The organism is Streptomyces sp. NPDC001750, from assembly GCF_042892615.1.
Taxonomy (GTDB): domain Bacteria; phylum Actinomycetota; class Actinomycetes; order Streptomycetales; family Streptomycetaceae; genus Streptomyces.
Window position 1 is genome coordinate 71,064 of the sequence record NZ_JBIAUE010000006.1, and the last position, 13,399, is coordinate 84,462.

General features: G+C 73.2%; 13 protein-coding genes and 1 pseudogene. 6 read left to right on the plus strand and 8 right to left on the minus strand.

Annotated features, from left to right (window positions below; translation table 11 throughout):
• Positions 1-109 precede the first annotated feature (109 nt).
• Together ACFYY6_RS12275 and ACFYY6_RS12280 are read left to right on the plus strand one after the other, a co-directional pair.
• Entirely contained in the window at positions 110-919 is an 810-nt protein-coding gene (locus tag ACFYY6_RS12275) for an SGNH/GDSL hydrolase family protein (RefSeq protein WP_351522922.1), read from the plus strand.
• Positions 920-1,186: 267 nt separating this feature from the next.
• On the plus strand, positions 1,187-1,450 hold the full coding sequence (locus ACFYY6_RS12280; RefSeq protein ID WP_351522920.1) for a hypothetical protein: 264 nt from the start codon (positions 1,187-1,189) through the stop codon (positions 1,448-1,450).
• A gap of 163 nt (positions 1,451-1,613) precedes the next feature.
• On the opposite strand, the gene ACFYY6_RS12285 is transcribed toward ACFYY6_RS12280, so the two are convergent.
• Together ACFYY6_RS12285 and ACFYY6_RS12290 are read right to left on the minus strand one after the other, a co-directional pair.
• On the minus strand, positions 1,614-2,444 hold the full coding sequence (locus ACFYY6_RS12285) for an ABC transporter permease (protein WP_351629268.1): 831 nt from the start codon (positions 2,442-2,444) through the stop codon (positions 1,614-1,616).
• Positions 2,441-3,418, minus strand: coding sequence for an ATP-binding cassette domain-containing protein (locus ACFYY6_RS12290; protein WP_389192951.1), 978 nt, complete (start codon positions 3,416-3,418; stop codon positions 2,441-2,443). Before ACFYY6_RS12290 ends, ACFYY6_RS12285 begins: the two co-directional genes overlap by 4 nt.
• 65 nt (positions 3,419-3,483) lie before the next feature.
• Between ACFYY6_RS12290 and ACFYY6_RS12295 the strand changes: the two genes are divergently transcribed.
• Entirely contained in the window at positions 3,484-4,191 is a 708-nt protein-coding gene (locus tag ACFYY6_RS12295; protein ID WP_351522914.1) for a TetR/AcrR family transcriptional regulator, read from the plus strand.
• 78 nt (positions 4,192-4,269) lie between these two features.
• Here the strand turns inward: ACFYY6_RS12295 and ACFYY6_RS12300 are convergent, their stop codons facing one another.
• The 3 genes from ACFYY6_RS12300 to hmgA all read right to left on the minus strand — a co-directional run bounded on the left by ACFYY6_RS12300 (position 4,270) and on the right by hmgA (position 7,905).
• The gene (locus ACFYY6_RS12300) at positions 4,270-5,532 is read right to left on the minus strand and encodes a type ISP restriction/modification enzyme (RefSeq protein ID WP_351522912.1); all 1,263 of its coding nucleotides are present in this window, start codon (positions 5,530-5,532) and stop codon (positions 4,270-4,272) included.
• 192 nt (positions 5,533-5,724) lie between these two features.
• Positions 5,725-6,492, minus strand: a complete 768-nt coding sequence (locus tag ACFYY6_RS12305; RefSeq protein ID WP_351522910.1) for a GntR family transcriptional regulator — start codon at positions 6,490-6,492, stop codon at positions 5,725-5,727.
• A gap of 84 nt (positions 6,493-6,576) precedes the next feature.
• Positions 6,577-7,905: a homogentisate 1,2-dioxygenase gene (hmgA, locus tag ACFYY6_RS12310; RefSeq protein WP_351629275.1), complete on the minus strand. Its 1,329-nt coding sequence runs from the start codon at positions 7,903-7,905 to the stop codon at positions 6,577-6,579.
• A 176-nt stretch (positions 7,906-8,081) separates the two neighbouring features.
• Here hmgA and ACFYY6_RS12315 point away from each other — a divergent pair, with 176 nt between their 5' ends.
• Complete coding sequence (locus ACFYY6_RS12315) at positions 8,082-8,762, plus strand: TetR/AcrR family transcriptional regulator (protein WP_351522906.1); 681 nt, start codon at positions 8,082-8,084, stop codon at positions 8,760-8,762.
• Positions 8,763-8,795: 33 nt separating this feature from the next.
• Positions 8,796-10,700, plus strand: a complete 1,905-nt coding sequence (locus ACFYY6_RS12320) for an ABC transporter ATP-binding protein (RefSeq protein ID WP_351522904.1) — start codon at positions 8,796-8,798, stop codon at positions 10,698-10,700.
• A 219-nt stretch (positions 10,701-10,919) separates the two neighbouring features.
• Here the strand turns inward: ACFYY6_RS12320 and ACFYY6_RS12325 are convergent.
• Together ACFYY6_RS12325 and ACFYY6_RS12330 are read right to left on the minus strand one after the other, a co-directional pair.
• Positions 10,920-11,208, minus strand: a pseudogene (locus tag ACFYY6_RS12325) (EamA family transporter); the annotation flags it as partial.
• 39 nt (positions 11,209-11,247) lie between these two features.
• Positions 11,248-11,970 carry an ArsR/SmtB family transcription factor gene (locus ACFYY6_RS12330; protein WP_389192955.1) on the minus strand — a complete coding sequence of 241 codons (723 nt, stop codon included), beginning with the start codon at positions 11,968-11,970 and terminating at the stop codon, positions 11,248-11,250.
• A gap of 165 nt (positions 11,971-12,135) precedes the next feature.
• On the opposite strand from ACFYY6_RS12330, the gene ACFYY6_RS12335 reads away from it, so the two are divergent.
• Positions 12,136-12,759, plus strand: coding sequence for a TetR/AcrR family transcriptional regulator (locus ACFYY6_RS12335; RefSeq protein WP_351522900.1), 624 nt, complete (start codon positions 12,136-12,138; stop codon positions 12,757-12,759).
• Between the two features lie 130 nt (positions 12,760-12,889).
• Here the strand turns inward: ACFYY6_RS12335 and ACFYY6_RS12340 are convergent, their stop codons facing one another.
• Positions 12,890-13,351, minus strand: coding sequence for a MaoC family dehydratase (locus ACFYY6_RS12340; protein WP_351522898.1), 462 nt, complete (start codon positions 13,349-13,351; stop codon positions 12,890-12,892).
• Positions 13,352-13,399 lie beyond the last annotated feature (48 nt).

A 13,399-nucleotide genomic window follows, 5' to 3' on the forward strand; every position in this document is an offset into this window, starting at 1 on the left:
CTCCTTCGAGCAACTTGGCATGCACACTTCCAAAGGTGGGGCCGGTGCTGCTACCACGGACACGGCAGACCAAGGCGGAGATCCTGCCGGTCGGTCCAAGGGAGGTTCCATGAAGGTGTCCAGACTCGTGGCGTTCTCGTCCTCGCTCCTGCTCGGTGCCGTACTCGCGTTGACCGGGGCGGCCACCGCGTCCGCCGCGCAGTCCGTCCAGGGGGTCGACTACGTGGCCCTCGGCGATTCGTACTCCTCGGGCGTCGGCGCCGGGAGCTACGACAGCGCCAGCGGGTCCTGCAAACGCAGCACCAAGGCGTATCCGGTGCTCTGGGCCGCTTCCCACTCGCCCTCGTCCTTCTCCTTCACCGCCTGCTCGGGCGCCCGTACCAGCGATGTGACCTCCGGTCAGCTCGGGCCGCTGAACTCCTCGACCGACCTCGTCTCGATCTCCATCGGCGGCAACGACGCGGGCTTCGCCGATGTGATGATGACCTGTGTCCTCCAGTCGGAGGCCACCTGTCTCGGCCGGATCGCCACGGCCCGCAGCTACGTCGGCGCGACCCTGCCGGGCAACCTCGACTCGGTGTACTCGGCGATCCGCGCCAAGGCGCCCTCCGCCCGTGTGGTCGTCCTCGGCTACCCGCGCTTCTACAAGGTCGGCGGCAGCTGCGCCGCCGGTCTGAGCGACAAGGTGCGCACCGCGATCAACGACGCCGCCGACCTCCTCAACACGACGACCGCGAAGCGTGCCGCCGATCACGGGTTCGCCTTCGCCGATGTCGCGGGGAAGTTCACCGGGCACGAGATCTGCTCCGGGGACGCCTGGCTGCACAGTGTCAACTGGCTCAACATCGGTGAGTCGTACCATCCCACGGCGGCCGGACAGTCCGGCGGCTACCTGCCGGTTCTCGACTCGGCGGCCTGATCCCCGCCGTAGGACGTGCCGGGCCCGACGGGCCGGTGCGAGGGTCGGGAGGCCCTGTCCGCGGCGTACTCGTCCGGCCTCCCGTTGTCCAGGGCGGGGCGGAGGCTCAGCAGCGGCCGACTCGCCCTGGAACCGGACGGGTGTGGAGAGTGATCGTCGACCTTCGGACGGCGCGCCCGATCCCCCGGGCGGGATACACGAGTGTCCTCGCGGGGGGTTAGGGTTAGCCTGCCCGGGCCGGGTGCCCTCGTACGGGTGGGGAGTGACATGGAACAGATAACGGTCCGCAGCAGGCCACGTGTGCCTGCCATCACATGCGGGAGCAGTGCGACCAGTTCGCGCCTCGACCGCCATCTCGCGGTGCTCGGCGGTCCTGCCGTGCCCCGGCGGGAGGTCGCCGAGGCCACGCTGCTGATGCGCGAGCTGACCTCGCGCGAGGTCGGACACAGCCGTCGGAGCAGGAGCGCGCGGGTCTCGCTCTTCGCGCCGCTGAGCCGGCTGCGCCGCTCGCTCTTCGGCAGCCGCCACTGACCCGACGGCCCGTCACCACCGCTCATCGGCCGTGCCCGGGCCGATCGGGCGATCGTTCGTACCGGCCGCGCGCCGCTGCCGACCCTCCCGTCATCCCCGGGGTCCGCAGCGGCGCTTCGGCGTACTCACCGGCCGTCGGTCCGGACGGCGCGGTGCGCGGGTGTCATTCGCCGCCGCGCGCGTGGCGTCGTACGGTCAGCGGCACGAAGACCACGAGGAGCGCCACCGACCAGGCGAGCGTCCCCGCCACCGGGTGGGCGACCGGCCAGGCGGCATCGGCGGCCGGTGACGCGTTGCCGAACAGATCACGGGCGGCGGCGGCCAGGGCGCTGATCGGATTCCACTCCGCGACCGTGCGCAGCCACCCCGGCAGGTTGTCGGTCGGGATGTACGCGCTCGACAGCAGCGGCAGGACGAACGTGGCGCTGCCCAGTTGACCGGCCGCCTCCTCGTTGCGGATCAGCAGGCCCAGCCAGCAGCCCAGCCAGGACGTGGCGAACCGGAGGAGCAGCAGCAGCCCGAAGGCGCCCAGGGCGCCGAACGGGCCGCCCTCGATCCGCCAGCCGACCGCCAGTCCGACCAGGATCAGCGGGACCATGCCGACGGCCGTGGTCAGCAGGTCGGCCGCGGTCTGTCCGAACGGCACGGCGAACCGGCTCATCGGCAGCGTGCGGAACCGGTCCATCACCCCGCGGTGGCAGTCCTGCGAGGCCTGGAACATCCCGGTCATGACACCGTTCGCGGCCGTCGCCGCGAGCAGGCCCGGCACCAGGAACGCGCGGTACTCCTGCCCGGGCACGGCCAGGGCGCTGCCGAAGACGTAACCGAAGAACAGCAGCATCGTGATCGGCATGGTCTGCGTCAGGATCACGACGCCGGGCGCGGCCTTGATCCGCTGGAGGTGGCGGACCAGAACGGCCAGGGCGTCGGCCGCCGGGGCGAACGGGGCGGCAGGGAGGTCGTGGTCGTGGACGGGTGCGGTGGTGCCGCTCATGCTGCCGTCTCCTTCGGTGGCGGGGCGGTGCGGACGTCGCCGCGGGCGGTCAGGCGGAGGAAGACCTCGTCGAGCGTCGGCGGGCGCAGACTCGCGTCGATCACGGGTACGCCCGCGGCGTCGAGTTCGCGCACGACGCGGGGGAGCGTGAGCGTGCTGTCGGTCGCGACGGCACCGGCGGTGCGGCGCTCGCGGTCGATCACCGGTTCGGCCCCGGTGAGCTGGTCGAGGGCGCCCGCGGCCGGGGCCAGCGCCGACTCATGGGCGACGACCACCTCGGCGTAGCTGCCGATGAGCGACTTCAGTTCGGCGGGGGTGCCGCGGTGGGCGGTCCGGCCCCGGTCGATCAGCACGATGTCGTCGGCCAGCTGATCGGCCTCCTCCAGGTACTGCGTGGTGAGCAGGACGGTGGTTCCCCGTCCGGTGAGTTCCCGGACCGCGGCCCAGATCCGGTTGCGGCTGTGCGGGTCGAGGCCGGTGGTCGGCTCGTCCAGGAAGAGCACCCGGGGGCGGGTCAGCAGACTGGCCGCGAGGTCCAGCCGGCGGCGCATGCCGCCCGAGTAGGTGCGGGCCGGGCGGTCCGCGGCCTCCGTCAGCCCGAAACGCTCCAGCAGTTCGTCGGCGCGGGCGCGGGCGGCCCCGCCCCGGAACCGGAGCAGCTTCGCGAACAGCCGCAGATTCTGCCGCCCCGACAGTTCGCCGTCGACCGAGGCGTTCTGACCGGTGACACCGATCGCCGCGCGCACCGCGTGCGCCTCGCGCAGCACGTCGTGGCCCGCGACCCGGGCGCTGCCGCCGTCCGGGACCGTCAGCGTGGTGAGGACCCGGACGGCGGTGGTCTTGCCCGCGCCGTTCGGCCCCAGCACCCCGCAGACGGTGCCCTCGGCGACGGCCAGATCGAGCCCGCGCAGGGCGTGGACCTCGCCGTAGCGTTTCTCCAGACCTTCACTAAGTACAGCGTACGTAGTTGTCATGCCGCCCACCGTACCGCACTACGTACGCTGTACGTAACTAGGATGGTGGGGCGAGGTGATGATCGATGGTGGGGCGTCCCGCTGTACCCGAAGTGATCTGGGCGCGCCCCGAGCGCGCGGGCCGCGGCCCCAAGCCGGCGTTCAGCCGTGCCGACATCGCGGCGGCGGCGGTCCGCATCGCCGACGCGGAGGGCTTCGACGCGGTGTCCATGCGGAAGGTGGCGGCGGAGCTCGGCTGCGGCACGATGTCGCTCTACAACTACGTGCCGCGCAAGGAGGACCTGCACGAGCTGATGCTCGACGCGGTCAGCGGCGACTACGAGTACCCGGAGCCGTCCGGCGACTGGCGCGCCGATCTGATGGCGCTGGCCCATCAGGCGCGCGCGATGATGCACCGCCACACCTGGATGCCCCGGCTGATGTCACCCGTCTACGGCTTCAGCCCGAACGCCCTGCGGTACCTGGAGTACGCGCTCAGCTGCCTGGACGGGGTCGACGCGCGGTTCGGCGAGAAGATGGAGCTCGTCGCCATGGTCAACGGCGTCGTCACCACCTATGTGGCCAACGAGATCGCCACGGCGGAGCGCAGCCGGTCGTTGCCCTGGTCCGAGGAGCGGGAGCATGCGGTGCGCACCGAGTACCTGATCAGCCAGATAGCGACCGGGAAGTACCCGCGGATTGCGGCCGGGTTCGCCGAGGACCCCGGTCCGATCGATATGGACGGGGTCTTCGACCGGGCGCTCGGGCGGGTGCTGGACTCCTTCGGCCGATAGCTCCGCCCTGCGGTCCGGCCCGATCCGGCGGCGCCGCCTCGTGCCCCTCTTCGGTGGGGTCGTCCTTTCCCGCGCCGGTCACAGCAGCGCGAACTGCCCGTCCGGTCCCTCCTCGCGGTGGTCGAGCACGGAGGCGGGGCGGCGAGCCGCGTCCGGGACGGGCAGCACGCCCGCGGCCCGGAGGTCCTCCGCCGTGAGGTGCGGGCCCTCGGCCGGCTCCTCCCGCTCGGGGCGGAGTTCGGCGAGCAGGGCGAGCACCGTGACCAGTTCCAGCAGTTCCGAGGTCCACTCCTGGGGCCAGGCGCGCGGCCGGATCGCCTCCAGGCCGGCCACGTCCGGCGAGCGCTCCGCGCCCGCGCCTCCGGCCCCGTTCGCCCAGGACGCCGCGCGGCGACCGAACCAGAGCTCCAGCACCCGGACCCGGCCCACCCGGAACTCCCACGCCCCCGCCGGTACGGGCGAGACGCGGCCCGTGCCCAGCAGGAGCGCCTCGTCGACCGGGTCGTACTCCAGGGCCGTCGGCGCGGACGGCACCGAAGCACGCACATAGGGCCGCCGTCCGCCCGGCAGCCTGGGACGTTCCCCGCCCCGGGCGCCGCGCAGATGCAGCCGCAGCAGCTCCTGCCCCAGCTCCACCCCCGCCGACCAGCGCGCCGTGTCGGCGGGCAGCGGCACCACGCATCCGGCGGGGGACTGGCGCGCCGCCGCGAGGATCCACGCCAGCACGGACCGGGCGGTGACCCCGTCCCCGTGGCGGTCCTTCAGCAGGGCGAGCAGCCCGGGAGCCAGATTGGGTTCGAGGCCGCCGGGGCGCCGGTACAGCGGCCGGATCCGGCCCGGCCGGCCCGCGGGCGAATGACCGTCCGGCAGCAGTGCCGTCACGGACAGCGCGGGGCCGGTGTCCTGCGGCACGTACCCGTGCTCGACGACGAAGAACTGATGTCCGTCGGCCACCCGCCACAGCTCGGGGCGGGCGGCGTCGATCAGCCGGTGGTCGGGGATCAGCCACTGCTCGTCGAACGGGCCGTGGGCGATCCGCACCGGCGCGGGGCACGGCCCCTCCTCGCGGTCGAACGGGCCGGTGCCCGTGGCCTGTCCGGGCAGTGCCGCCACCCGGCTTCGGGGATCACGGGAACGGGTGACCCGGAACAATCGCTCGTGCTCGTCCCGCGCGGCCTTCGTCAGCCGGTCCCAGCGGGCTCTGAGCGAGGCGGCGTCGGGGGCGGTCACCCAGGCGCGTCCGGTGCGCAACGGCCTTACGGACCAGGGCATCAGGTCGTCGAGGAGCGGGGCACCGTCGCCCCGGGCGTCATCGGAGCCGCCCGCCGCCCGTGCTGCCACCGTGTCGTCCTCCCCGTCGCCACGTCGCCCGCGTGCCTGCCCCGGCATCGTAACCGCGCCCGCCGGAGTGCGGCCGGTGGCGCTCGCCCGGCGCCGGCGCACGCGGCACGGGCGCACCCCGGCGGGCGCGTACCAGGCACGGGGGCGCGGACCCGGCGCGGGTGCGTCCGGCGGCCCCGTCGTGCCGGCGCGTCAGTGCGCCTCCACGGTGACCGAGAAGGAGAACCGGTCGCCCCGGTAGCGGATCCGTGCCACGTCCACCACCCGGCCGCCCTCCTCGTACGTCACCCCCGTGTAGAACAGGATCGGGCTGAGCAGCGGCACCCGGAGGAGTTCGGCGGTGACCGGGTCGGCGAGGCGCGCCTCGACGGTGTCGGTGATGCGCGCGATCCGGACGCCGACGCGGTCGCGCAGCACCTTGGTCATCGGCCAGCGTTCGAGGTCGGCGACATCGAGCCGCGCCGCCACCTCGGGATGCACTGCGTTCTCCGCCCAGTTGGTGGGCTCGTCGCTGTCCTCGTCCCGGCGCAGCCTGCGATAGCTGACCACCTCGGAGCAGCCGGGGAAGTGCTCGCCGAGCTCGCACGGCACGGCCACCGGGCCGTGGTCCAGGACCGAGGTCCGTTCGCCCGACTGCTGGGCCACGATCGCGTCGATCGAACCCAGCAGCCGGACCGGGGAGACCCGGCGGGCGCGCGGTTCGATGAACGTGCCGCGCCGCCGGTGCCTGCTGATCAGCCCCTCCGTCTCCAGCTCCTTGAGCGCCTGCCGCATCGTCAGCACGCTCACGCCGTAGTGCGCGGCGAGCTGCTCCTCGGTCGGCAGCCGCTGCGAGGCGTCCGCCGCGCGCCCCAGTATCGAGGCGCGCAGCGACTGCGAGACCTGGTACCACAGCGGCAGTTTGCGGTTCAGGACCAGCGAATCGGGGGCAAAGGCCGGCACCGGGGGCGTCTTGGGCATCTGGGGCACCTGAGTCACCTGGTATCTCCGTACTGCGACACAGCGGACGCGACGATGCGTGGGCCGCGTGGTGGCGGTCCTCGCCTACGGCCTGAAGTTGCGGCTCAGACCCTGCCACACGTCGTCGTAGCCGCGCTGCAGATGGTCGGCACCGGCCGCCTGCGCGGTCGCGGTCACCGGCCAGCGGGTCTCGAACATGAAGGCCAGGCCGTCGTCGATCTTCTGCGGCCTCAGCTCCGCCGCGCTCGCCCGGTCGAAGGTCTCCCGGTCCGGGCCGTGCGCCGACATCATGTTGTGCAGCGAACCGCCGCCCGGCACGAATCCGCCCTTCCCGGCCGTCTTGGCGTCGTACGCGCCCTCGATCAGGCCCATGTACTCGCTCATCACGTTGCGGTGGAAGTACGGCGGCCGGAACGTGTCCTCGCCGACCAGCCAGCGCGGGGCGAAGACGACGAAGTCGACGCCCGCCAGACCGGCGGTGTCGGACGGCGAGGTCAGCACCGTGAAGATCGACGGGTCGGGGTGGTCGTAGCTGATCGACCCGATGACGTTGAAACGGTGCAGGTCGTAGACGTACGGGGTGTGGTTGCCGTGCCAGGCGACCACGTCGAGCGGCGAGTGGTCGTACGTCGCGGACCAGAGGTTCCCGCAGAACTTGTTGATCACCTCCACCGGGCGGTCGTCGTCCTCGTACGCGGCGACGGGCGCGAAGAAGTCCCGCGCGTTCGCCAGGCCGTTGGCACCGATCGGGCCGAGATCGGGGAGGACGAACGGGCGGCCGTAGTTCTCGCAGACGTAGCCGCGGGCGGTGGCGTCGAGCAGCTCCACCCGGAAGCGGACCCCGCGCGGGATCAGCGCGACATGCCCCGGTTCGGCGCGCAGCAGTCCCAGTTCGGTGCGGAGCAGCAGGCCGCCGCGTTCCGGGACGATCAGCAGCTCGCCGTCCGCGTCGCTGAACACCCGGTCGGTCATGGACGCGTTGGCGTGGTAGAGGTGCACGGCCATACCGGCGCGCCGCGTCGCGTCGCCGTTGCCGCCGAGGGTCCACAGACCGGCCAGGAAGTCCGTCCCGGCCGCGGGCTCGGGCAGCGGGTCCCAGCGCAGCCGGTTGGGGTCGGGCACGGTCTCGGTGAACGGGGCGGTGCGGATCGCGCCGTTGTCGACGCGGACGAACGGGGGATGGGCGGCCGAGGGGCGGATCCGGTAGAGCCAGGAACGGCGGTTGTGCGCCCGCGGTTCGGTGAAGGCCGAGCCGCTCAGCTGCTCCGCGTAGAGCCCGAGAGGGGCGCGCTGGGGCGAGTTGCGGCCGTGCGGCAGCGCCCCGGGAACCGCCTCCGAACTGTGCTCATTGCCGAATCCGGGGGAATACCCGAGCCCCTGTGCCGTCTTCCTCGCCTGCTCGATGCCACTCATGTGCGCTCCCGGTGCCGAAGAAATCCTATGGACAACCGTAGGAATCGGAACGTGGCTCGTCAACGCCATTCGGTGACAAGCAGGGGGTTCCGTGGCGGTGCAGGCGCGAGACGGCGTCCCGCGGTGGCGCAGGCGCGCCGCACGGGGGAATCCGGGCGGCGGAGGGCCACGGCATCATGGAGCCCGTGCCCCCAGCGAACAGCCACCTCCGCCGCGTCCCGGTCCAGCGGCGCAGCGCCGAACGTCTGGCCCGGATACTCGACGCCTGCGCCGAACTCCTCGACGAGACGGGGTACGAGCGGCTGTCCACCCGGGCCGTCGCCCTCCGGGCCGGGGTGCCCATCGGTTCCGTCTACCGGTTCTTCTCCGACAAGCGCGCGTTGACCGACGCACTCGCCCGGCGCAACCTGGACAGCTACGCCGAACGCGTCACCGCCCGGCTGGCCACCGTCCCGACGACCGACTGGCAGAGCGCCATCGACGCCGTGCTGGACGAGTACCTGGCGATGAAGCGCGCCGTGGCCGGCTTCGCCCTCGTGGACTTCGGTGCCCCCGCCCCCGCTCCCGACGAGGACCCGGCCGACGACGCCAACCACCGGGTGGCCGTCCGTCTCACCCCGCTCCTGGCCGGGTATCTGGGCCCGGTGCCGGGTCAGGACCTGCACCGGACGATCCTGGTGTGCGTCGAGGCCGCGGACGCCCTGCTCCGACTCGCCTTCCGCACCGATCCGTCGGGGGACGACGCCGTCGTGGCCGAGACCCGCGTCCTGCTCCGGGCGTATCTCGCGCAGGTCCTGGACCGGCGGACGCCGCACGGATCCCGGGCCGGTGACGGGCGGCGGACGGCCGGGCGTTGACCTCAAGTCCGCTGGAGGTCGTACGTTCCAGCCATGAGCATGGAAACCACCGCGTGGACACAGCTCCACAACGTCATGAACGCGCAGGCGGACCGGCGCCCCTTCGACCGCGCCACCCTGCGGCGCGTCGCCGCCTTCGCCCGCCCCCACCGCCGCCGGGTCGCCCTCTTTCTGCTCGTGAGCGTGGCGACGGCGCTGCTCGCGGTCGCCACCCCCGTACTCGCCGGCCGCGTCGTCGACGCCATCGTGACCGGCGGGGACACCGGCACCGTCACGCGCCTGTCCCTGCTCATCGCCGCGATCGCCCTCGCCGAGGCGGCACTCGGACTGGTCGGCCGCTGGCTCTCGGCGAACCTCGGCGAGGGGCTGATCCTCGACCTGCGCACCGCCGTCTTCGACCACGTGCAACGCATGCCGGTCGCGTTCTTCACCCGTACCCGCACCGGCGCGCTCGTCAGCCGGCTCAACAACGACGTCATCGGAGCCCAACGCGCCTTCAGCAACACCCTGTCCGGCGTCGTCGGCAATGTCGTGACGCTGCTCCTCACCCTCGGCGTCATGCTCTCCATCTCCTGGCGGATCACCGTCCTCGCGCTGGTGCTGCTGCCGGTGTTCGTGCTGCCCGCCCGGCGCATGGGCACCCGGATGGCCAGGCTCCAGCGGGAGGCGGCGGCCCACAACGCCGCGATGGGGACGCGGATGACCGAGCGCTTCTCCGCGCCCGGCGCCACCCTGGTCAAGCTGTTCGGCCGGCCCGCCGACGAGTCCGCCGAATTCGCCGCCAGGGCGGGGCGGGTGCGCGACATCGGGATTCGTACGGCCATGGCCCAGTCCGCGTTCATCACCGCCCTCACCCTCGTGTCGGCGCTGGCGCTCGCCCTGGTCTACGGGCTCGGCGGGTACTACGCGCTGCGCGGGCAGCTGGACGCGGGCGCGGTCGTCGCGCTGGCCCTGCTGCTGACCCGCCTGTACGCGCCGCTCACCGCGCTCGCCGGGGCGCGGGTGGAGGTGATGAGCGCCCTCGTCAGCTTCGAGCGGGTCTTCGAGGTCCTCGACCTCGAACCGCTCATCGCGCAGAAGCCCGACGCCCGGGCGGTCCCCGAGGGACCGGTGTCCGTCGAGTTCGACCGGGTCCGGTTCGGATACCCGGCCGCCGACAAGGTCTCCCTCGCCTCACTGGAGGACGTCGCGAGCCTCGACACCCGGGGCGGCGGGGAGGTGCTGCGCGGAGTCTCGTTCCGGGCCGAACCCGGCCGGACGGTGGCGCTCGTCGGTTCCTCCGGTGCGGGCAAGTCGACCATCGCGCAACTGCTGCCGCGCCTCTACGACGTGGACGAGGGCACGGTGCGCATCGGCGGCGTCGACGTGCGCGACCTCTCCGCCGACAGCCTGCGCGACACCCTCGGCATGGTCACCCAGGACGGCCACCTCTTCCACGAGTCGGTCCGGGCCAACCTGCTGCTCGCCCGGCCCGACGCCACCGAGGACGACCTCTGGGACGCGCTGCGCCGCTCGCGGCTGGACGGACTGGTCGCCTCGCTGCCCGACGGGCTCGACACCGTCGTCGGCGAACGCGGCTACCGGCTCTCCGGCGGCGAACGCCAGCGGCTGACCATCGCCCGGCTGCTGCTGGCCCGCCAGCGCGTCGTGATCCTCGACGAGGCCACCGCCCACCTGGACAACACCTCCGAGGCGGCCGTCCAGGAGGCCCTCACCGAGGCGCTCGCCGGACGCACCGCCGTCGTGATCGCCCACCGCCTGTCCACCGTGCGGTCGGCCGACCTCATCCTGGTGGTGGAGGACGGACGGATCGTGGAGCGGGGCACCCACGACGAACTCCTCGCGGCCGGGGGCCGGTACGAGGAGCTCTACCGCACCCAGTTCCAGGATTCCGGGGCCGAGCGCCAGGGGTCCGGGAGTCCGCTGGACCGCGTCTGAATCCGTGGGTCCGTCGGACCGTGCCGGGATCCGTGAGTCCGCTGGACCGCGCCGGGAGCCGGGAGTCCGCCGGACCGCGTCCGGACCCGTGAATCCGTCGGACCGGCGCCGTGGGACGGGGACGTCAGTGGTGTGCGCCGCCGTCGGCCGCCAGGCCCGGCATCAGGAGGGCGAGTGCGTGGCCCGTCCCGGCCGGGGCGTCCTCGGGGTCCTCGGTATGGTCATCGGGAGCCCGACCACGACGGCGCCCACGAACGGCACTCCCATCCCCGCCACCAGCCTCCCGGGCGGTGCCTCGCCGAGCACCCGGGAACCCGGCGGCGCGATCAGCAGCGGGCCGAATGTCCACCACCATCGCCGCCGTGCCCGCGTCCACCAGCCGCTCGGCCTGGCCGAGCACCACGGTGCAGAGCCCGAACCGGAGCAGCCCGGACCACAGGATCCCCCGGCCACAGCACCGGGCGGCCCGCGGCGGAAGCGCCTCGCGTCGCAGCGTGGGGGAGGGGATGTCGTCATGGGCGACCGTAGGTGCGCGACGGTTCGGGCCCTACCGAAGGATGGACGGCTCGATGCCCAGGTGCTCGTGCAGTGCCCGTTCCCCGTCGGCCGTCGCCCGCACCGCCCGGCCGGACCCGATCCGTACGCACCACCCCGTGCCCAGCGCGTGCCGGCACAGCGCCGCGCCCGCGAGCCCCGCCAGATGCGGCCTGCGTTCGGTCCAGTCCAGGCAGCTCCGTACGAGCGGACGCCGCGACCCCGACTCCAGGGCGATCCCCAGCGTCGCGAACCAGGCGACGCCGTCGGCGGTGAGGGCGAAACCCGTGTCCTGCACCAGCAGTCCGCGCGCGGTCATGGCGTCCGCGATCGCGATGCCGATCCGCCCGGCGAGATGGTCGTAGCAGGTGCGTCCGCGGGCCAGCGCGCTGCCCGCGCTCGCCGCGCTCAGGGCGCGCGGGCGGTCGGCCGCCGCGTCGGGGGCGACGCGGGCCGCCAGGTCCTCGACGAGATGCGCGGCCCGCTCGTCGGCGAGCCGCACATAACGGTGGCGGCCCTGCCGTTCCTCGGCCAGCAGCCCGCCCGCGACGAGCCTGCCGAGATGCTCGCTGGCGGTGGACGGTGCCACCGAGGCGTGCCGGGCCAGTTCGCCCGCCGTCCAGGCGCGGCCGTCGAGCAGGGCCAGGCAGAAGGCCGCCCGGGTCTCGTCGGCGAGGAGCGCGGCCAGGGCGGCGAGCCGGGGCGCGGCCGGATCGGGATGTGACATGCGTGCCATGTGTTCCAGGATGCGCCGGGGACGTTTCGACGGCTGCCGAAACGTCCCCGCGCGCGACGGCTGCGACGCGTAAGCGGATGCCTACCCTCCACCCGAAGGGGCCCTAAGCGCTTGCTCAGGTTCGGGGTATGGTGTTCGTCCTGTTGACGAGAGGGGCGAGTGATCATGAGCACGGCGGAGGAGACCGACGGCGACCGCGCGCCGTGGGCCGAGGTGACGCCCGAGGCGGCCAGACGGCTCCTCGTCGCCGCCGTCGACGCCTTCGCCGAGCGCGGGTACCACGCCACCACCACGCGGGACATCGCGGGCCGGGCGGGAATGAGCCCGGCCGCGCTCTACATCCATTACAAGACGAAGGAAGAACTGCTCCACCGCATCAGCAGGATCGGTCACGACCGTGCCCTCGCCGTCCTGGAGGCCGCCGCCGACGGGGACGGCACCGCCGCCGAGCGGCTGGCCGAGGCCGTACGGTCCTTCGTCCGCTGGCACGCGCAGCAGCACACCACGGCCCGCGTGGTCCAGTACGAACTCGACGCGCTCGGCGAGGAGCACCGCGCCGAGATCGTCGGGCTGCGCCGCAGTACCGAAGCGGTGGTGCGCCGGATCATCGACGAGGGCGTGGAGGCGGGGGAGTTCGACGTCCCCGACGTCCCCGGCACCGCCCTCGCGGTGCTCTCGCTCTGCATCGACGTGGCGCGCTGGTTCAACGCACGGGGCAGCCGGACGCCCGACGAGGTCGGCGAGTTCTACGCCGGTCTCGTGCTGCGCATGGTGGGCGCCGAGCGGTAGCGGCGGCGGGGCCGGCCGGGGGCCGCCCCGTACCCGGCCGGGAGCGACGGTTCCGGCCGCACCGGCCGGCCCGGGTCGTATCCCGCCGGGCGCGCGGATTCGGGCCGCGACCGGTTGGGGACGCGTCCGGTCAGAAGTAGTAGCGCGACACCGATTCGGCCACGCACACCGGCTTGTCGCCGCCCTCGCGCTCGACCGTGACGAGGGCGGTCACCTGCACGCCGCCCCCGGCCTCCTCGACGTTCTTCAGCAGGGCCGTCGCGCGCAGCCGGGAGCCCACGGGCACGATGGACGGGAAACGGACCTTGTTCGTGCCGTAGTTGATCCCCATCTTCATGCCCTCGACCCGCATGACCTGCGGTACGAGGGCCGGCAGCAGCGAGAGCGTGAGATAGCCGTGCGCGATCGTCGTGCCGAACGGGCCGGTCGCGGCCCGCTCCGGGTCCACGTGGATCCACTGATGGTCGCCGGTGGCGTCGGCGAAGAGATCGATCCTCTTCTGGTCGATCTCCAGCCACTCGCTGTGCCCGAGCTGCTCGCCCACCGCGTCGCGCAACTCCTGCGCGGACGTGAAGATCCTCGGCTCCGCCATGTCCCTGGTCCTGCCTTCCGCTCGCGGCCGTCCGGCGTCGCGCGCCCG